Raw genomic sequence first — 19714 nt, forward strand, 5'->3', positions numbered from 1 at the left:
AAAGACAAAGTCTTTGATCTTTTTTTGTTTAATTGTTATATGGTTTACATTTTAGAAGGCATAAGTTAAAATAATGATTGTATATTAATTACTTGAAAAAGATTTATTATTTTTCATGTTGGAGGAAAGTAAAATGGCTGATTGGGCAAAAAAAGAATTAAACAAAGGTGAATTAACTTTCAAAATTGACCTTGATAAAATCAAGGAAGGTTTAGATAAGGCCTTTGACAAGAATAAGAAAAACATTAAAGTACCTGGCTTCCGTAAGGGTAAAGTATCACGTCAAGTATTTAACCAAATGTATGGTGAAGAAGCATTATATCAAGATGCTTTAAATATTTTGCTTCCAGAAGTTTATGCTGAAGCAGTTGCCGAAGCAGGGATTGATCCAGTTGGTCAACCAAACATTAACGTTGAATCAATGGAAAAAGGTAAACCTTGGGTACTTAAAGCAGATGTTTCTGTTAAACCTGATGTTGAATTAGGGGAATACAAGGGTGTTGAGGTTCCAAAACAAAATACTCGAGTTTACAAAAAAGACATTGATGCTAAATTAGATTCAATGCTTAAATCACAAGCTGAACTTGTTTTAGTTGATCGCCCTGCTAAAAATGGTGATACTGTAATTATTGATTTTGATGGTTCAGTTGATGGAAAGCATTTTGAAGGTGGAAAAGCTAATAACTATTCTCTTGAATTAGGATCTGGTTCATTTATTCCTGGTTTTGAAGACCAATTAGTTGGTCACAAGGCAGGAGATGAAGTTGATGTTAAGGTTACTTTCCCAGAGGACTACCCACAAAAAGATCTTGCTGGTAAGGAAGCAACTTTTGAAACTAAAATTCATGAAGTAAAAGAAAAACAATTACCAAAACTTGATGATGAATTTGCTAAAGATGTTGATGAAGACGTTGATACGCTTGATGCATTAAAAGAAAAAATCAAGACTGAATTAAAAGAACAAAAAGAAGCTGCTGCTCATGATACTATTGAAAATGATGCAATCGAAGCTGCTGTTAAAAATGCTACAGTAAAAGATATTCCTCATGTTATGCTTGATGAAGATGTTGAACGCCAAATGGATCAATATTTAGCTGGAATTCAACAACAAGGAATTCCTGCTGATATGTACTTTAAGATGACTGGTACTTCAAAAGATGATTTGAAGAAACAGTTTGCTGAGGGTGCTGAACAACGGGTTAAAACTAGTTTAGTATTAGAAGCAATTGTTAAAGCAGAAAACATTGTTCCTTCAGAAGAAGATGTTAACGCTGAAGTTGCTAACTTAGCTAAACAATATGGAATGCAAGAAGAAGCAGTTCGCGGAGCATTATCTGACGATATGCTTAAACATGATCTTGGTATTCAAAAAGCAGTTGCAGTGGTTGTTGACAACGCTAAACAGGTTTCTAAGAGTACCACTGATTCTGACGAAAAATAAATTTTAATTACTTTAAACTCAAAAGTCCGTTTGACGATCTTCGTTGCGGACTTTTTTGTTACAGACTAACTCTTTTGCAACATTCATCCTTTGTGTTATAGTTTTGAGAGTTGAAACAATGACTTAGATAAAAATTAGGAGATTTTTTATATGTTTGATGATGAAACAAATAAAACAGTAACGTGCTCTTTTTGTGGAAAATCACAAGACCAAGTGAAAAAAATTGTGGCCGGTCCTGGTGTTTATATTTGTAACGAATGTATTGATTTATGTGAACAAATTATGGATACGGAAAGCAAATCTCAAAGTGTCGATGATGATATTAATGTTTTAACCCCTAAAGAAATCGTTGAACGTTTAGATCAATATGTTATTGGTCAAACTGAAGCTAAAAAAACATTGGCAGTGGCGGTTTATAATCATTACATGCGAATTAAAGAATTAGCAAAGCATGATCAAGAAGATATTGAAGATGATTCAGATGTTTACAAAACCATTGAAGCAGAAACTGAAATTCAAAAAAGTAATATTGCTATGATTGGACCTACTGGTTCAGGAAAGACTTATATTGCACAAACTTTAGCCAAAATCATTAATGTTCCATTTGCAATTGCAGATGCAACGACTTTAACTGAAGCAGGTTATGTTGGTGAGGATGTTGAAAATATCCTTTTGAAGTTATTGCAAAGTGCTGATTTTGATGTTGAACGGGCAGAACATGGAATTATCTATATTGATGAAATTGACAAAATTGCTAAAAAAGGCGAAAATGTTTCAATTACACGAGATGTGTCGGGTGAAGGTGTGCAGCAGTCCCTTCTTAAAATCTTGGAAGGTACAATTGCTAATGTTCCGCCAAAAGGGGGACGCAAAAATCCACAACAAGATTTCATTAAAATTAATACAAAGAACATTCTTTTTATTGTCGGAGGAGCTTTTCCTGGAATTCAAAATATTATCAGGGAACGTTTAGGAAATAAGACCATTGGTTTTGGTACTGATTCAGTTCATACGGTAAAAAATAGCGATGATGATATTATGCAACAAGTTATTCCTGAAGATCTAATGAAGTTTGGTTTAATTCCAGAATTTATTGGACGTCTTCCAATCTTAACGGCTTTAAATAAGCTTGATGAAGATGACTTGGTTAAGATTTTAACTGAACCTAAGAATGCATTAGTAAAACAATACCAAAAATTGTTAGCTCTTCAAGGAGTAAAATTAACTTTTGATAATGCTGCCCTTCGAACTATGGCACAGCAAGCCATTAAACGAAATACAGGAGCTCGTGGGTTGCGTTCAATTATTGAAAGCGTAATGCGGGATGTGATGTTCTCATTACCAAGCCGAAATGATGTGGCTGAAGTTGTCATTACTGAAGCATCTGTTACCGAGCATGAAGAGCCACGTTTAGTTTTAAAAAAAGATGTTAAAAGCGCTAAATAATAAAAACTGAATGGAGAAAACATTATGAATGTGACCGATGTAGACTTAGTTATGAGTGCCGTTGATCCTAAACAATATCCTAAAACTGGGTACCCAGAAATTGGTTTTTTGGGTCGCTCAAATGTTGGTAAATCATCACTAACGAATGTTTTAATTAATCGGCGTGATTATGCTCATACTTCTGGTCAGCCGGGAAAAACTCAAACTTTGAATTTTTATGAAGTTAATCATGAATTATACTTTGTTGATGTTCCAGGATATGGTTATGCTAAAGTTTCAAAAGCGGAACGAGAAAAATGGGCTGAAATGATTGAAACTTATTTAACTCAGAGAGAAACTTTACGTGGAGTTATCAGTTTAATTGATGGTCGCCATGAACCAACTGAATTTGATTTACAAATGCGAGATTGGTTAGAATATTATAATATTCCCGTTTTATATGTTGCAACAAAAGTTGATAAAATTCCTAAGAGTAAATTTAAGCATCAAGAAACAATTTTACGAAATAAATTACAATTACGACCAGATGAAGAATTAGTCATGTTTTCTGCTAAAACTAAAGTAGGTAAGAATCAGGTTTGGAATTGGATTGAGAAACAAATTAAAGCATAAAAAAATCAGCTGTTAATTTAACAGCTGATTTTGTGTTTATTTTGATTGACTACGTTTGAAAAATTTATCTCGTTCTTTTGCTTCGGCTCGCTTATCTTCAATTTCTTTTTCACTTTCAATTTTTTGCTCAGAATTTGAATTGTTTTTAGGGTTAAACTTAGCGAACTTATTTAGCATTTCATCTAAGTCAGCTTGTTTATTAATGTGTAAACCCATCTAATCACTCCCTTTGCTAACATCATAGCAAAAAGCTGATTAATTGTCATTTAGTTATACAAGCTGGCTTAAAATCATTATAATTTAAATAAAGAATAAAAATGAGGTGGGGATTAAAATGGCATCAGAACTCATTGAAAATAAATTAAAACTTTTGCCTGAAAAACCAGGTGTCTACATCATGAAAGATGCTGAAGGAAAAGTCATTTACGTTGGAAAATCAAAAAATTTAAAAAATCGAGTTCGTTCATATTTTAAAAGTAAACAATATGGAAGACGCGCTAAGTTAGTTAAAAATATTGCAGACTACGAAACAATTATTACGGAAACAGATAAAGAATCATTTTTATTGGAAATTACTTTAATTCAAAAATACCGCCCTTATTATAATGTCCGCTTGAAAAATGGAAATAATGGTTATCCTTATATTAAAATTACAAATGAAAGAGATCCAGAAATTCAAGTAACAAGTTATGTTAAGAAAGATGGGGCCTTCTATTATGGTCCTTATCCAAATGTTTATGCGGCTGACGAAACGATGCATTTTTTACAAAAAATGTATCCATTACGTCGTTGCAATGGGCATCAAGGAAGGGCCTGCCTTTATTACCATATGGGACAATGTTTGGGAGCTTGTTTTAAGGATGTTTCTGAATCAGAGTATAATGAACAAATTAAGAAGATTAAGTCCTTCTTAAATGGAAATGTGGCAGGGGCAAAACGAATAATTAAACAGCGAATGCAAGCTGCTTCTGATAAAATGGAATATGAGCGTGCAGCTGAACTCCGTGATCAATTACATTACATTGAAGCAACTGTTGAGAAGCAAAAAATCATTTCGCACGATTATACACAACGAGATGTCTTCAATTATTATGCTGATAATGGTTGGTTATCAATTCAGGTTTTTTATATTCGTCAAGCTCGTTTAATGAAACGGACGAAACGTCTGTTTCCAATTTTAAGTACACCAGAAGAGGAAATGACTAACTTCATTGTGCAATTTTATAAGCAACAGGGACAAGTTAAACCCCGAGAAATTCTAGTTCCTGAGACAATTGATTCAGAAGTTGTGACTAAACTAACTGATATTCCAGCTAGAACACCAATTAGAGGGCAGAAAAAAGCATTGCTTAAAATGGCACAAGAAAATGCTAAGTATGTCTTAGATGAAAAGTTTAGGCTATTAGAAATGAATCGGCGCAAAACAACTGGTGCTATGGAAGAATTGAGTAAAGCATTGAATTTGCCACTGCTCCATCGCATTGAAGCTTTTGATCATTCTCATATCGATGGGGCTGATTTAGTTTCAGCAATGGTAACTTTTGAGGATGGTAAGCCAAACAAAAAGAATTATCGTAAATACAAACTTCAAACGGTTGATCATGCAGATGAGGCTGCTAGTACCCGTGAAGTTGTGCGGCGACGTTACACGCGTTTATTAAAAGAACATGCCGAAATGCCTGACCTAATTTTAATGGATGGTGGGGTTATTCAAATGAACGCCGTTAAAGATGTTTTAGAAAATGAATTAGGCTTAGACATTCCCGTTGCTGGGATGGTAAAAAATGATAAACATAAAACTGCTGATTTATTGTATGGTGATGATGATCAGCATATTTATTTAGACCCCAAAAGTCAGGCCTTTTATCTAGTTCAACGAATTCAAGATGAAGTTCATCGCTTTGTAATTAATTTTCATCATGACTTACACAGTAAAAATTCCATGACTTCCAGGTTAGATAGTATCAAAGGGGTGGGACCAAAGACGAAAAATAAATTGATGCGTCATTTTGGTTCGATGAAAAATATTGAAGCAGCAAGTGTTCCTGATTTACAAGAATTAGGAATTTCAAAAACGGTGGCACAAACAATTGTGCTCACTTTCCAAAATTCGAAACCCAAAGCAGTAATGCGTAAGATGTAATAGAACGGAGAAAATATGTTTGTAGATCGAGTTAAATTTAATGTTAAAGCCGGTAAAGGTGGCGATGGAATGGTTGGATTCCGTCGTGAAAAGTTTGTTCCCAATGGTGGACCATCCGGTGGTGATGGCGGTCGTGGTGGAAATGTCATTTTTACGGTCGATTCAGGAATGAGCACTTTAATGGATTTTAAGTATAAAAAGCTATTTAAAGCCAAAAATGGTGGGAATGGTGGCAATAAACGAATGACTGGTGCCAGTGCGGATGATTTGATTATTCGGGTCCCAGAAGGAACCACTATTTTTGATACAGCAACCGATAAAGTAATTGCTGACTTAACCAAACCAGGTGACGAAGCGGTAATTGCTCGTGGTGGCCGTGGTGGTCGTGGAAATACTCACTTTGCCACGGCAAAAAACTCTGCCCCTGAAATCGCTGAAAATGGTGAGCCAGGAGAAGAGTTACAGGTTAACTTGCAACTTCGTTTATTAGCGGATGTTGGGTTAGTAGGCTTTCCCTCTGCTGGCAAATCAACTTTACTAAGTACCATTACCACTTCAAAACCCAAAGTTGCCGAATACCACTTTACAACATTAGTTCCTAACCTGGGAATCGTTCGTAATAACGATGGAAATGACTTCGTTATTGCCGATTTACCCGGATTAATTGAAGGGGCTTCACAAGGGGTAGGACTTGGATTTGAATTCTTACGTCATATTCAAAGAACCAGAGTTATTCTTCATTTAGTTGATATGAGTGGAGCTGAGGGCCGAGATCCTTATGATGATTACGTTAAAATTAACAAAGAACTTGGTGATTTTGATGAATCATTGTTGAAACGTCCACAAATTATTGTGGCCACTAAGATGGATCTTCCGGGTTCAGAAGAAAACCTTGTGGAATTTAAAGAGAAACTAAAAAAACATGATGACAAGATTGCCATCAAAGTTGATGCAATTTCCTCAGTTACTCATCAAGGGTTAGACCAATTGATTAAAGACACTGGTGACTTGTTATCGAAAACACCTCAAATTCCATTTGTGGAAGAAGGTCAACTTCAAGAAGATAATGAAGGAGATGTTCTTTACACCGCTAAGGAAGAAGAAAAACCGTTTGAAATTCATCGTGATGCAGACGGTGTTTGGATGCTAACTGGTCATAAAATCGAACGATTATTCCAGATGACCAATACAGATCATGAACAAAGCATGATGCGATTTGCTCGTCAGTTAAGAGGAATGGGTGTTGATGATGCTCTTCGTGCCGCTGGTGCCAAAAATGGTGATTTAGTTGGTATTTTAGATTTCACCTTTACTTATATGGATTAAAAATTAAAAAAGTAGTTAACGTTAGTTAACTACTTTTTTAGCCAAAAATGATTTGATTGTTTTCTAAACGATAACCAAAGATTCGTAAACGTTTTGGTTGATTAAGATAAATTTGTATATTTTGATTATTTAAATTAGTTTGTTGATTAAATTGTGCAAGGGTAAGTACTTTTTGGTTTGTTTCAGAAATTAAAATTAGTAACTGATTAGTAATTTTTAAATTTGTAACAGGCAAAATAGCAGTTTTAGTTTGGAAAAAAATAATTCTGGTTTGATCTAAATCTTGAGAAGATACTTTGAATTCACTAAGTTTTATGATAATCACCTGATTTCTATTTTTGTGCTCTTTTCTTATGATACAATTAATTATATAGTAGATTATACGAGTTAAATTAAAATAAAGCTTCCTAGAAGGAACGGTAAAAGATATGCAGTTAGAGTTTTTTGGAACTGGGGCAGGAGTTCCCGGTAAGTTTAGAAATGTTTCAAGTGTTGCTTTACGCTTACTTGATGAAATAAACGAGGTTTGGTTATTTGATTGTGGCGAAGGAACCCAACAACAAATTTTGCGTTCAACGTTAAAACCACGAAAAATTAATAAAATTTTTATTACGCATCTTCATGGTGATCATATTTTTGGATTACCTGGGTTATTATCAAGTCGATCTTTCCAAGGTGGCAATGATTCGTTAACAATCTATGGCCCTAAGGGAATCAAGGAATTTGTTCAAGTTGCTCTTCGGATTTCTCAAACTAAATTAAGCTACAAAATTAATTATGTAGAACTTGATAATTCTGGAGTGATCTTTGAAGACGATAAATTCACAGTAATTGCTGCTCAATTAGACCACCAAATTGAATCACGGGGTTATCGCATTGTTGAACACAGTCATCCAGGTGAATTGATGGTAGACAAACTAAAAGCTGACGAAGTTCCTGCTGGACCAGTTTATGGTAAATTGAAAAATGGGGAAACGGTAACGCTTCCTGATGGCCGTGTGATTGATGGAAAACAATATATTGGTCCCGCTCAAAAGGGTCGGGTTGTAACCATTCTAGGTGATACTCGAAAAACTCCTAATATTCAAAAGCTTTCACAAAATGCAAACGTAGTTGTTCATGAAAGTACTTTTGGCAAGGGTGAGACTAAATTGGCTCGTAATTACTATCATTCTACTAATGTTCAAGCGGCAATTATGGCTAAAACCAATGGAGTACAACAATTGTTGTTGACCCATATTTCTGCACGATATACGGCTAAGATGGCTCGAGAATTGCAGAAACAAGCTCGAGAAATATTTCCTAATACTAAAGTAGTTAAAGATTTTGATTTTATAGATATTCCATTTGGAAAGAAAGAGGCGTAGATTATGAAAAAACAAGTTTATGTAATTTCAAGTTTAGTACTTATTATTTTAATTTCGGTGTTTGTGTTACTAAATATGGCGGACACGGCTGTTAATTTTGGCTTTACAACAGTTAAAATGCCATTAATTTTGATTGTTTTAGTTAGTTTACTTTTAGGAGCACTATTAATTTTTCTTTTTTCATCAATTTCGTCATTTAAAAATAGTAGACAAAAAAAAGCTAATTTAAAAGAAATTCAAGAACTTCAAAAACAAGTTGAAGATTTAGAAGCTAAGCTTGGTGTTGAAGTTGAAAGTCAAGATGAGAAGCAAACTTCAGAAATTAATTCTGATAATGATACTGAAGAAAAACAAAGTTGAAAGAAGGTTAATGAGTGTTAACTTCTAAATATAATTGGAAAATTAATGCTAACCAAGCTAACCCAAATCAAATTAAAGAATTGGCTTCGCAACTTGGAATTAGCCAACTAATTACTCAATTGTTAATTAATCGGGGCTACAATAACCCAGACAAAATTCGACACTTTTTGAGTCCCGATACTTCTGATTTGCATGATCCCTTTTTACTACATGATATGGATAAAGCAGTTGAAAGAATTCAAAAAGCCATTGCAGATGGCGAAAAAATTACCATTTATGGTGATTATGATGCCGATGGCTTAACAAGTACTTCAATTATGTATGAAACTTTAGTTGAGATTGGTGCAAACGTTAATTATTATATTCCAAACCGATTTGACGATGGATATGGACCTAATTTAGATGCTTACAAAAAAATCATTGCTGATGGGACATCTTTGATTGTTACGGTTGATAACGGAGTTTCTGGTTATGACGTGATTGAAACAGCTAATCAACTTGGCTGTGATGTGGTGATTACTGATCATCATGAATTGCCAGAAAAATTACCAAATGCTTATGCGATTGTCCATGCTGATCTGAGTCCAGATTATCCCTTTAAATCTTTATCAGGGGCAGGAATTGCTTTTAAAGTAGCAACTGCTTTGAATGATGAAATTCCACAAGAAAAAATTGATTTAGCTGCAATTGGAACTGTGGCCGACTTAGTCTCTATGACTGGCGAAAATCGAGCACTAGTTCAATTTGGACTGAATGTAATTCATTTAACTGAGCGTCCTGGTTTAAAGGCATTAGTTAAACGAGCAAAATTAAAATTGCCAAATATCACGGAAGAAGAGATTGGATTTAAAATTGCCCCCGCTTTAAATGCATTGGGACGAATGGGGTCAGCAGATGCTGGAGTAACTCTTTTAACTACAACGGATGAAGTTGAAGCAGATAGTTTAGCTAAAATAATTGATAAAAAAAATGAACAACGTAAAGAACTAGTGGCACAAGTTGCTAATGTTGCTGAGCAACAAGCTGAAACTCCAGAAAATCAAAAGCGAAAGACATTAGTGATTGCAGGTAAGGGTTGGCATACTGGTATTTTAGGAATTGTAGCAAGCCGCATTTCTGATAAATATAATAAGCCTACAATTGTTTTAGGCATTGATGAAACAGCAGGAATAGCTAAAGGATCAGGTCGTAGCATCGCGGGATTTGACTTATTTAAAGCCTTAGAACCGAGTCGTGATCAAATGGTGGCGTTCGGTGGTCATGAAATGGCGGTTGGTTTGACAGTTGCGGTAAATAAACTTGATGAGATTTCCCAGGAGTTGGAAAAAGTAGCTGATAACGAAAAATTAGGTAATAATCAAAAGCCAGTTTTGAAAGTTGATTATGAAGTTAGTGCTGATGATATTAATGATCAACTTTATGATGAGTTAGCAGTTTTAAGCCCGTTTGGAGTTGATAATCCAAAACCGGAATTTGTAATTAAACCCACAGCTTTGAGTAATGTGATGGCCATTGGAGCTGATAAATCTCATTTAAAGTTTGATATAATTGGTTCTCACAATAAAGTCGGAGCGATTGATTTTGGAGTTGGTTCAGAAGTAACTGAAATTAAGCACTTAGCAAGTCAGCTGAAGGTTGCTGGAACTTTAGGAAAAAATGAATTTCGAGGGCGGACTAATCTTCAAATTATGGTTGATGATTTAAAAGTAGATGGCTGTGTAATAATTGATCATCGTACAACGAATTTAGTGGAACAAATGTTTCAGCAACCTGGAGAATATATTTTTTTTAATAAAAAGTTAAAGGATAAGTTGAATGGTTATTTAACTGAGGGATGTACTTCAATTTTAGCAAGCCAAGTTGATTCTGTTGGGGACCAAGAAAAAGTATTCATTGTTGATTGTCCTAAAAATTTAACTGATTTTGAAACGTTAATTGATAAGATTAATGCAAGTGAAATTATTTTATACTTATATAAACCACAATTAATTAAAACATTTGGTATGCCAAAACGTGAACAATATGCTAAACTATTTAAGTTCATTAAAAAACATCAAAAAATAAATCTAAAACAACATTTAAAAGAAATGTGTAAGGATTTAAAAATTGATCAATCTTCATTAGTCTTTATGATGAAGGTTTTTAATGAATTAGGTTTTGTAAAAATTGAAGCTGGAATAATGAATCAAATTGATAATCCACCTAAGCGATCCTTGGATAGTGCTTCTCTATATCAACAAAGAGAACAAGAAATTGAACTTGAAAATCAACTAATTGGGTTAAACCAAAATTCATTGATTAATTTAATTCAAAATATGAAAGATAAGTAGTGAAAGGATGTACTAAGATGGCTCTTAATTTAAAAGATTACGTAGCTAGTTATCCTGATTTTCCTGAACCAGGTGTGCTATTTCGTGATATTTCTCCTTTATTAGAAAATGGAGAAGCATATAAGCAAGCAACCAATGAGATTGTTGATTATGCCAAAAAAATTGGTGCGGAAGTAATAGTCGGACCAGAAGCTCGTGGGTTTATTGTTGGGTGCCCGGTTGCCTATGAATTAGGAATTGGGTTTGCACCTGCACGAAAGAAAGGAAAGTTACCTGGCAAGACCGTTAAAGAAACTTATGGATTGGAGTATGGTCAATCTGCCCTATATTTACACGAAGATGCGATTAAACCAGGACAAAAGGTTTTAGTTACTGATGATTTATTAGCAACTGGTGGAACTTTGGCTGCTACAATTAAATTAATTGAAGATCTTGGTGGGGTAGTTGTTGGTACTGCCTTTCTAGTAGAGTTAACAGATCTTCATGGACGTGATAAACTAAAAGGGTATGATATTCTTAGCTTAATGAAATATTAAAAATAAAAACTACTTAGTTTTTTATCTAAGTAGTTTAATCTGGAGGATTGGCAGAGTGGTAATGCACCGGACTCGAAATCCGGCGAACCAAGCTTATACTTGGCGCGCAGGTTCAAATCCTGTATCCTCCTTTGAATGATACTAATAATCAAAAAGTTATTTTCTAATTTTTTCATACCAAAATATTTCAATTATGGTATACTCAATGTGTTATAAAATAACGAAACTACTCTTTTTCAGCAAAAAGGTCTCTAATGGGGCCTTTTTTGTTTGCAAAAAAATAGACCTGAACTAATTAGAATCCAGGTCTATTTTTTAATATTCGTAAGTTTTAACTTGTTTTTTCATTTCTGTGAAATCAGTATCAGGATATTTATTTTGAAGTGCTTGGAACAACATGTATTTAGCAAAATTTCCATTACGGGCCATTATTGGTCCATGGAAATAGGTTCCAACGGTGTTTTTATGCACGGCACCTTCTGTACCATCTTCTCCATTATTGCCGTAACCTTGTAATACTTTTCCTAGGGGATGTTCGTCTTTACCTAAGAAAGTGATTCCTTGATGATTTTCAAAACCATGATACTTATTACCAGTTTTTTCGTTTTGAATTACAACATCACCGATAAAACGATGATCTTGTTGTTGTTCAGTATAATGGTTCATTGCTTCAATTCCAGGTAATTTTTGTCCTTTAGCATCGACATAATATTTACCAAGCATTTGATAGCCACCACAAACTGCCACGAACGGCTTATTTGCTTCAATAAACTTAATTAATTCAGCTTTTTTTGTTTGAATATCATCAGCCACTACTGTTTGTTCAAAGTCTTGTCCGCCTCCGAAGACGACAAAATCGTAATCATCTGCTTTAAAGTCTTCTTCTAAAGAAACAATATCAGAGGTCACTTCTACTCCAATTTGCTTAGCATAGAATTGAAGGGCTAGGATATTACCAATATCACCATAAGTGTTCATTAAGTCACCATAAAGGTGAGCAACTCTAATACTCATTGTCATTAGTTTTGTCCTCCTTTAATGTAACCACGTTTAGTTAAAATCGTTCTAATTTCCATCATGGCAGTGTAGGTAGCTAAGATATAAACCTTTTTCGTTGGCATTTTTTGAATATCATCAACTACTTTTTCTAAATCTGGTTGAATAATGTGTTTGTCATCAGGGACACCAGCTACCTTTAATCGAAAAGTAATATCTTTATAACGTGATCCACCAGTTTCAAATTGTTGAATGTTCATTTTAGGTAATCTTTCAAATTCTCCATCCCAAATCCAACTGGTATCTATTCCATCAGCATAGTTAGCATTTAGCAATGCCATAAACGAAAATGGATCATTCTCAGTTGCTAATAAGTCAATCACTTGATTAGTTCCAACTGGGTTTTTAACTAAGATAATCGTAACGTCTTTATCACCAACGTGAATTTCTTCTTGACGACCAAAAATTCGTTCATTAGCATCAAAAGCATGTTTAATTTGCTCCGGTGTTACTCCAAATTCACGCCCAACTGAATAAGCAGCGAGTGCATTATAAATATTGTAAGTTCCACCAACACTAATTTGATATTGGTGATTGTCGATGGCAAATTTTGATTCGACAGGCGATTGGTTTTCAACACTTGTAACCTTGTATTTCAACTCTGGACGATGATATCCACAATTAGGACAAAAGTAATCACCTAAGTTAGCATAAATTAAGTATCGATAATGCAAAATATGGTGGCAAATTGGGCAAAGAATTCCATCAGTATTGGGATGAGCCTTAAAGTTACCTGATGCAGGTTGATTTTCAAAACCGTAATAAACTTGTGGATTTGGTAATTTTACCGAATTGAAAATTGGTTCATCACCATTGGAAATTACCGTTGCATCTGGGGCTAATTCAATTCCATCGAGAATTTTTTGGTAGGTGGTGTAAATTTCACCATAACGATCAAGCTGATCCCGAAAAATATTAGTTAAAACAAACATTCGTGGTTTAATTTGTTCAACAATTGACTTAACGTTTGCTTCATCAACCTCTAGTACGGCGATTGGTTTTTGATCTTTTCGCGGTTTTTTTGCTTCAAGAAAGGTCGAAACGATTCCTTGGATCATATTTGAACCGCTCTTATTAGTTAAAATTTCGTTGTATTTTTCTTTTAATACTTGCACGATTAAAGCAGTAGTCAAAGTTTTACCATTAGTTCCACTAACAATAATTACATCGTAATTTTTGCCAAGTTCAGTTAAAACATTGGGGTCAATCTTAGTGGTAATCTTTCCAGGCAACGAACTTCCGCCACCCATGAAATTATGTAGAAACCAGTATGAAGATTTCCCCGCTAAAGTCGCGATATCACTCTTAAAAGTCATCGATACTCACATCCTTAATTTAAAGTATTTTATAGTCCAGTACTTTTGATTTTAGCATAAATCTAGTTACTAAACGAAAATTAGTAACATTTTTACGTTATATTAACAATTCCAGATTACGAATGCAGAAAAACTAAAAATTAGCTATAATGAAAACAAGAATATTTTTATAGAATAGAAAAAGGTGATATTTTGGCACAACTTTTCTTTCGTTATGGGGCCATGAATAGTGGAAAATCATTTGAAATTATTAAGGTTGCACATAACTACGAGGAACAAGGTAAACAAGTTATTTTAATGACCAGTGCCTTAGATACGCGTGAAAAATCAGGAACAATTGCTTCAAGAATTGGGTTAGAGCGTAATGCAATTGCAATTGAACCAAATGCAAATGCCATGCAATTAGTTCAAAATCGCTTGCAAGAAATTAATGGACGGGTGAGCTGTATTTTAATTGATGAAGCTCAATTTTTGGAAAAGCATCATATTCAAGAATTAGCTCAAGTAGTTGATGAATTAGAGATTCCTGTAATGGCCTTTGGATTAAAGAATGATTTTCAAAATCAACTGTTTGAGGGATCTAAATATCTTTTAATTTATGCAGATAAGTTAGAAGAAATGAAAACGATTTGCTGGTTTTGTGAAAAAAAAGCTACGATGAACCTTCGTTTTCATGAAGGTAAACCAGTTTATGAAGGTGAGCAAGTTGTGATGGGTGGCAACGAATCTTATTATCCAGTTTGCCGAAAGCATTATAATCATCCACCAAAATAATTTAGAGAAAGAGGAATAAAATGGCCGACAATAAAATGGATCAGATTTTTGACAAATTACAATCTGTGTCTGATCGTTACGAAGAAGTTAGCGAACTAATTAGTGACCCAGAAGTTATTTCAGATACTAAACGGTTTATGAAGTTATCTAAAGAAGAAGGTAATTTACGTGAAACGGTTGATACTTATAAGCAGTATCGGGAAGTAACGGAGTCGCTTAATGATGATCAAGCAATGTTAAAAGAAAAGCTTGATGATGATATGAATGAAATGATAAAGTCAGAAATTGCTGAATTAGAGACTCAAAAAGCAGAACTTGAAGACAAATTAAAGATTATGCTAATTCCTAAAGATCCTAATGATGATAAAAATATTATTATGGAAATTCATGGAGCAGCTGGTGGTGATGAAGCTAGTTTATTTGCAGGCGATTTGTATAATATGTATGTTAAATATGCTGAAACTCAAGGCTGGAAAGTTCAAATTATCGATGAGGTACCTACTGAAGTTGGTGGTTTTAAACAAATCGTTTTGATGATTACGGGAGAAAATGTTTATTCAAAACTAAAGTTTGAAAATGGCGCTCATCGGGTTCAACGAGTACCTGAAACTGAATCAGCTGGTCGGGTGCATACTTCTACCGCAACTGTGGGAGTTATGCCAGAAGAGGAAGATGTTGATATTACAATTGATCCATCTGATATTCGAACTGATGTTTATCGGTCTTCAGGTGCCGGGGGACAGCATATTAATAAAACATCTTCAGCCGTCCGAATGACTCACTTACCAACTGGGATTGTGGTTGCGATGCAAGATGAACGTTCCCAACAACAAAATCGAGTTAAAGCTATGAATGTTTTGAAAGCCCGTGTCTATGATTTTTATAAACAAAAAGAAGAAGATCAATATAATGCACAACGTAAATCGGCAGTTGGAACAGGTGATCGGTCTGAACGAATTCGAACTTACAATTATCCCCAAAATCGAGTCACTGATCATCGAATTGGCTTGACTTTAAATAAACTAGATAAAGTGATGGCTGGTGATTTAGGTGAAATTATTGATGCATTGATTGTTTCGGATCAAGCAGAAAAAATGGAGCATTTGAATGATCACGAAGCTTAAGCAAAATGCCACATTTTTTGAAGCCTTGAAATGGGCTTCTTTTTGTCTAAAAGAAAAAAAACTTGAAACGGATGAGGCGCAATTTCTATTACTAAATCAAATGAAATGGGATTTAACGACTTTATTGAGTAATTATCGAACTCAAATGACTAGTAACGAACGACAGCAATTTGTCATGAATGTTCAGCGATTACTCAATGGGGAACCAGCTCAATATATTATCGGACAAACTTACTTTTATGGTTATCCAATTCAGGTAAATCAGAATGTTTTGATTCCCCGTCCGGAAACAGAAGAATTGGTTGAGTGGATTTTACAGGATAATTTTAAGTCATCAATCAAAGTGTTAGATATTGGAACTGGCAGTGGTGCAATTGCAATTGCCTTAAAAAAACAACGACCAGATTGGCAAGTTACGGCTTCAGATATTTCAGCAGAGGCGTTAAAAGTTGCTCAATTAAATGCACATCTCAATGAAGTTGAAATTAATTTTGTTAAAAGTGATTTATTAACGGAGTTTGCTGGTGAAAAATTTGATGTGATTGTTTCCAATCCACCTTATATTGCTCATGATGAAGAACATTTGATGGATCAAAAAGTAATAGAATATGAACCTGACTTAGCTTTATTTGCTAAGCACAAGGGTTTGTTTGTGTATGAACAATTAGCCATGAATGTTGGTGCATATTTAACTAGCTCAGGAACTTTGTACCTTGAAATTGGATTTAAGCAAGGAGCAGCGGTCACTGCATTATTAGAAAATCAATTTCAAACTGCTACAATTACTGTACGAAAAGATTTAGCTAAGCATGATCGCATGATAAAAATGGATTTAAAGGAGAGTAAATAAGTATGGAAACTAAAATATTTACGCCTGATCAAATTGATCGAGCAGCAGCTGAGATTAAGCAGGGAAATTTAGTTTCATTTCCTACTGAGACGGTTTATGGATTAGGAGCTGATGCAACGAACGTTGCTGCAGTAGAAAAAGTTTATCAAGCAAAGGGGCGTCCAAGTGACAATCCGTTAATTGTGCATGTTGCGGATGTAGCAACAGTTGAAAATTACGCTCTACCATTAGATGAAAAAATCAAAAAATTAATTAAAGCTTTTTGGCCAGGCCCATTAACCATTATTTTACAGCTTCAACCTAATGCATTGTCTAAAAAAGTTACCGGTGGCTTAGAAACAGCAGCATTTAGAAACCCTGATAATGAGGTTACAATTGATTTAATTAAAGCAGCTGGAGTGCCCTTAGTTGGTCCATCTGCCAATACATCAGGGAAACCTAGTCCAACATTAGCAGAACACGTTTATCATGACTTAAATGGTAAAATTGCGGGAATCTTAGATGATGGCCCCACTGATTTTGGAGTGGAATCGACTGTAATTGATATGTCTACGCAAACTCCTACAATTTTGCGTCCAGGGGCAGTAACTCGAAAACAAATTGAGGCAATTATTGGAACAGTTAATGGTTCTGGCAAAAGTGTTGGGGAAAAGGAGATCCCCAAAGCACCAGGAATGAAATACACACACTATTCACCTAGTGCGGATGTCCAAATTGTGGATAATTATCAAGATTGGGAAAAAGTAAACGAGTGGACTAAAGTACAAAAAGATGTGGTAGGAATTTTAGCGACTGATGAAATAATTAATCGCAATAAGTTGAACAATAACACTGAAATTTTTAGCTTAGGGAATGATATTAATTCGGCTAGTCACTTATTATTTGCGGGATTACGTAAATTTGATTTAGATCCAACAATTAAAACTATTTTAGTGCAAGGGTTTAATAATGATGGATTGGGTGAGGCTTACATGAATCGTTTAAGTAAATCTGCTGGAAAAAAACATTTTGGAAAAGTATAATTGATCCAAGTTATTCTGTTAAAAGTCCTAGGTTAAAGATGAGGTAGAAGAAGATGAGTTATGACTATTTAAAAGATGATCCTGAGTTATGGGATGCTATTTCAAATGAAAAGCAACGTCAAGAAACGACGATTGAGTTAATTGCTTCTGAAAACATTGTTTCAAATGCAGTCCGAGCAGCGCAAGGATCTGTCTTAACTAATAAGTATGCTGAAGGTTATCCGGGTCATCGCTATTATGGTGGTTGTGAATATGTTGACATAGTCGAAAATTTAGCCATTAGTCGTGCTAAAGAATTATTTGGAGCGGAGTACGTTAATGTCCAACCACATTCTGGGTCTCAGGCAAATGAAGCTGCCTATGCTGCTTTTTTACGACCTGGTGATGTAATTTTAGGAATGGATTTGAATGCTGGTGGTCATTTGACGCATGGAGCAAAAGTTAGTTTTTCTGGAAAGATTTATCAGTCTTACTCATATGGATTGAATTCTGAAACTGAATTACTGGATTACGATGAGATTAGAAAAATTGCTCATAAAGTTCATCCTAAAATGATTGTAGCTGGAGCATCCGCCTACAGTCGAATTATTGATTGGGATGAATTTCGTAAGATTGCTGACGAAGTAGGGGCTTATTTAATGGTTGATATGGCTCATATTGCTGGATTAGTAGCCACTGGATTACACCCTAGTCCGGTTGGAATAGCTGACGTAGTGACAACTACCACGCATAAAACGCTTCGTGGTCCCCGAGGTGGCATGATTCTTTCACAAGCAAAAAATGCAAAAAAATTAAATTCGGCGGTGTTTCCTCGTTCACAAGGCGGTCCGCTTGAACATGTCATTGCTGGAAAAGCAGCAACTTTCTATGAAGATTTACAACCTGAATTCAAAACATACTCAGAACAAGTTGTTAAAAATGCTCAAGCAATGGCAGATGAATTTGAAAAATCAGCTACAATCAGAGTGGTTTCAGGTGGTACGGATAATCATTTAATGACAATTGATTTAACTGGAACTGAATTAAATGGTAAAGAAGCTCAAAATTTATTAGATTCCGTTAAAATAACTACTAATAAAGAGGCCCTTCCTAACGAAAAATTAAGTCCTTTTGTCACTAGTGGTGTTCGAATTGGAACTCCCGCAATTACTTCTCGTGAATTTGATGAAACTGATTCTCGAAAAGTTGCAGATTTAATTATTAAAGCAATTGAAAATTATGATAATCAAGCAGTCTTAAATGAAGTTAAAAATGAAGTTGAAGCAATGTGTGGTGCTCATCCAATTACTCGATAAACAATATCGATGTGGTAAAATAAGAGTAAACAAAGGGGAGAGTGTTTAGTATGGGAAAATTTCACGTTATGGATCATCCTTTGATCCAACATAAATTAAGTATTATTAGGAATAAGGACACTGCTACAAATGAATTTCGTGAAGTAGTGAATGAAATTGCCAATTTAATGGCCTTTGAGGTAACTCGGGATATGTCTTTGAAGGATGTTGACATTGAAACTCCAATGGGAGTTGCTCATGCTAAGGAGTTATCAGGTAAAAAGGTAGCGATTGTTCCAATCCTTCGTGCTGGAATTGGTATGGTCGATGGAATTTTAGACTTACTTCCAAGTGCTCGAGTGGGGCATATTGGAATGTTTCGTGATGAAAAAACACTTGAACCACATGAATACTTTTGTAAATTGCCATCAGATATTAGTGATCGAGAAGTATTAGTTGTTGATCCAATGCTTGCAACGGGTGGATCAGCAATTATGGCAATTGACGCTTTGAAAAAGCGTGGTGCTAAAAACATTAAATTTGTTTGTTTAGTATCTGCTCCTGAAGGGGTAAAAGCATTAGAAGCTGCTCATCCAGATGTTGATATCTATGCAGCTGCTTTGGATGATAAGCTTGAAAATGGATACATTGTTCCTGGCCTTGGTGATGCTGGGGATCGTTTATTTGGAACTAAATAATTGAAAAAGTAGAAGTCAGTTGGCTTCTGCTTTTTTATT

19 protein-coding genes and 1 tRNA gene are annotated in these 19714 nt (G+C 34.8%); 16 read left to right on the top strand and 4 right to left on the bottom strand.

Annotation, left to right across the window (positions count from 1 at the left end; all coding sequences use genetic code 11):
• Positions 1 to 133 precede the first annotated feature (133 nt).
• From tig to yihA, 3 genes are all read left to right on the top strand, one after another.
• Positions 134 to 1441 (top strand): trigger factor, encoded by a 1308-nt coding sequence (gene tig / locus AC0GLY_RS02335; protein WP_496611936.1) that lies wholly within the window; start codon positions 134 to 136, stop codon positions 1439 to 1441.
• Positions 1442 to 1591: 150 nt separating this feature from the next.
• Positions 1592 to 2887: an ATP-dependent Clp protease ATP-binding subunit ClpX gene (clpX, locus tag AC0GLY_RS02340; RefSeq protein WP_496611937.1), complete on the top strand. Its 1296-nt coding sequence runs from the start codon at positions 1592 to 1594 to the stop codon at positions 2885 to 2887.
• A gap of 24 nt (positions 2888 to 2911) precedes the next feature.
• Complete coding sequence (gene yihA / locus AC0GLY_RS02345; RefSeq protein ID WP_496611938.1) at positions 2912 to 3499, top strand: ribosome biogenesis GTP-binding protein YihA/YsxC; 588 nt, start codon at positions 2912 to 2914, stop codon at positions 3497 to 3499.
• A gap of 36 nt (positions 3500 to 3535) precedes the next feature.
• Here yihA and AC0GLY_RS02350 read toward each other — a convergent pair whose 3' ends face one another.
• Positions 3536 to 3715 (bottom strand): SPJ_0845 family protein, encoded by a 180-nt coding sequence (locus AC0GLY_RS02350; protein WP_496611939.1) that lies wholly within the window; start codon positions 3713 to 3715, stop codon positions 3536 to 3538.
• 118 nt (positions 3716 to 3833) lie between these two features.
• Between AC0GLY_RS02350 and uvrC the strand changes: the two genes are divergently transcribed.
• Complete coding sequence (gene uvrC / locus AC0GLY_RS02355; protein WP_496611940.1) at positions 3834 to 5642, top strand: excinuclease ABC subunit UvrC; 1809 nt, start codon at positions 3834 to 3836, stop codon at positions 5640 to 5642.
• Between the two features lie 15 nt (positions 5643 to 5657).
• Complete coding sequence (gene obgE / locus AC0GLY_RS02360) at positions 5658 to 6968, top strand: GTPase ObgE (RefSeq protein ID WP_496611941.1); 1311 nt, start codon at positions 5658 to 5660, stop codon at positions 6966 to 6968.
• 37 nt (positions 6969 to 7005) lie between these two features.
• Here obgE and AC0GLY_RS02365 read toward each other — a convergent pair whose 3' ends face one another.
• A complete protein-coding gene (locus AC0GLY_RS02365; protein WP_496611942.1) occupies positions 7006 to 7293 on the bottom strand; it encodes a hypothetical protein in 288 nt (95 codons plus the stop codon).
• Positions 7294 to 7396: 103 nt separating this feature from the next.
• Here AC0GLY_RS02365 and rnz point away from each other — a divergent pair, with 103 nt between their 5' ends.
• The 5 genes from rnz to AC0GLY_RS02390 all read left to right on the top strand — a co-directional run bounded on the left by rnz (position 7397) and on the right by AC0GLY_RS02390 (position 11692).
• Positions 7397 to 8335, top strand: a complete 939-nt coding sequence (rnz, locus tag AC0GLY_RS02370) for a ribonuclease Z (protein ID WP_496611943.1) — start codon at positions 7397 to 7399, stop codon at positions 8333 to 8335.
• Between the two features lie 3 nt (positions 8336 to 8338).
• Positions 8339 to 8695 (top strand): lipopolysaccharide assembly protein LapA domain-containing protein, encoded by a 357-nt coding sequence (locus AC0GLY_RS02375; RefSeq protein ID WP_496611944.1) that lies wholly within the window; start codon positions 8339 to 8341, stop codon positions 8693 to 8695.
• A gap of 14 nt (positions 8696 to 8709) precedes the next feature.
• Positions 8710 to 11025, top strand: coding sequence for a single-stranded-DNA-specific exonuclease RecJ (gene recJ, locus AC0GLY_RS02380; protein WP_496611945.1), 2316 nt, complete (start codon positions 8710 to 8712; stop codon positions 11023 to 11025).
• Between the two features lie 17 nt (positions 11026 to 11042).
• Complete coding sequence (locus AC0GLY_RS02385) at positions 11043 to 11561, top strand: adenine phosphoribosyltransferase (protein WP_496611946.1); 519 nt, start codon at positions 11043 to 11045, stop codon at positions 11559 to 11561.
• 41 nt (positions 11562 to 11602) lie between these two features.
• Positions 11603 to 11692, top strand: a tRNA-Ser gene (locus AC0GLY_RS02390).
• 184 nt (positions 11693 to 11876) lie between these two features.
• Here AC0GLY_RS02390 and AC0GLY_RS02395 read toward each other — a convergent pair.
• Together AC0GLY_RS02395 and AC0GLY_RS02400 are read right to left on the bottom strand one after the other, a co-directional pair.
• Entirely contained in the window at positions 11877 to 12581 is a 705-nt protein-coding gene (locus AC0GLY_RS02395; protein WP_496611947.1) for a type 1 glutamine amidotransferase, read from the bottom strand.
• On the bottom strand, positions 12581 to 13933 hold the full coding sequence (locus AC0GLY_RS02400) for a MurT ligase domain-containing protein (RefSeq protein ID WP_496611948.1): 1353 nt from the start codon (positions 13931 to 13933) through the stop codon (positions 12581 to 12583). Before AC0GLY_RS02400 ends, AC0GLY_RS02395 begins: the two co-directional genes overlap by 1 nt.
• Positions 13934 to 14155: 222 nt before the next feature.
• Here AC0GLY_RS02400 and AC0GLY_RS02405 point away from each other — a divergent pair, with 222 nt between their 5' ends.
• The 6 genes from AC0GLY_RS02405 to upp are packed head-to-tail and all read left to right on the top strand — an operon-like array spanning position 14156 to position 19675.
• The gene (locus AC0GLY_RS02405) at positions 14156 to 14707 is read left to right on the top strand and encodes a thymidine kinase (protein WP_496612233.1); all 552 of its coding nucleotides are present in this window, start codon (positions 14156 to 14158) and stop codon (positions 14705 to 14707) included.
• 35 nt (positions 14708 to 14742) lie between these two features.
• Positions 14743 to 15831: a peptide chain release factor 1 gene (gene prfA / locus AC0GLY_RS02410; RefSeq protein WP_496612234.1), complete on the top strand. Its 1089-nt coding sequence runs from the start codon at positions 14743 to 14745 to the stop codon at positions 15829 to 15831.
• The gene (gene prmC, locus AC0GLY_RS02415) at positions 15815 to 16681 is read left to right on the top strand and encodes a peptide chain release factor N(5)-glutamine methyltransferase (protein WP_496611949.1); all 867 of its coding nucleotides are present in this window, start codon (positions 15815 to 15817) and stop codon (positions 16679 to 16681) included. The genes prfA and prmC overlap by 17 nt, the downstream gene beginning before the upstream one ends.
• 2 nt (positions 16682 to 16683) lie before the next feature.
• The gene (locus AC0GLY_RS02420) at positions 16684 to 17703 is read left to right on the top strand and encodes an L-threonylcarbamoyladenylate synthase (RefSeq protein ID WP_496611950.1); all 1020 of its coding nucleotides are present in this window, start codon (positions 16684 to 16686) and stop codon (positions 17701 to 17703) included.
• Positions 17704 to 17756: 53 nt separating this feature from the next.
• Positions 17757 to 18998 carry a serine hydroxymethyltransferase gene (gene glyA, locus AC0GLY_RS02425; RefSeq protein ID WP_496611951.1) on the top strand — a complete coding sequence of 414 codons (1242 nt, stop codon included), beginning with the start codon at positions 17757 to 17759 and terminating at the stop codon, positions 18996 to 18998.
• 50 nt (positions 18999 to 19048) lie between these two features.
• Positions 19049 to 19675 (top strand): uracil phosphoribosyltransferase, encoded by a 627-nt coding sequence (upp, locus tag AC0GLY_RS02430; RefSeq protein ID WP_496611952.1) that lies wholly within the window; start codon positions 19049 to 19051, stop codon positions 19673 to 19675.
• Positions 19676 to 19714: the final 39 nt, after the last annotated feature.

The organism is Fructilactobacillus sp. YLN 2507 (assembly GCF_059614085.1).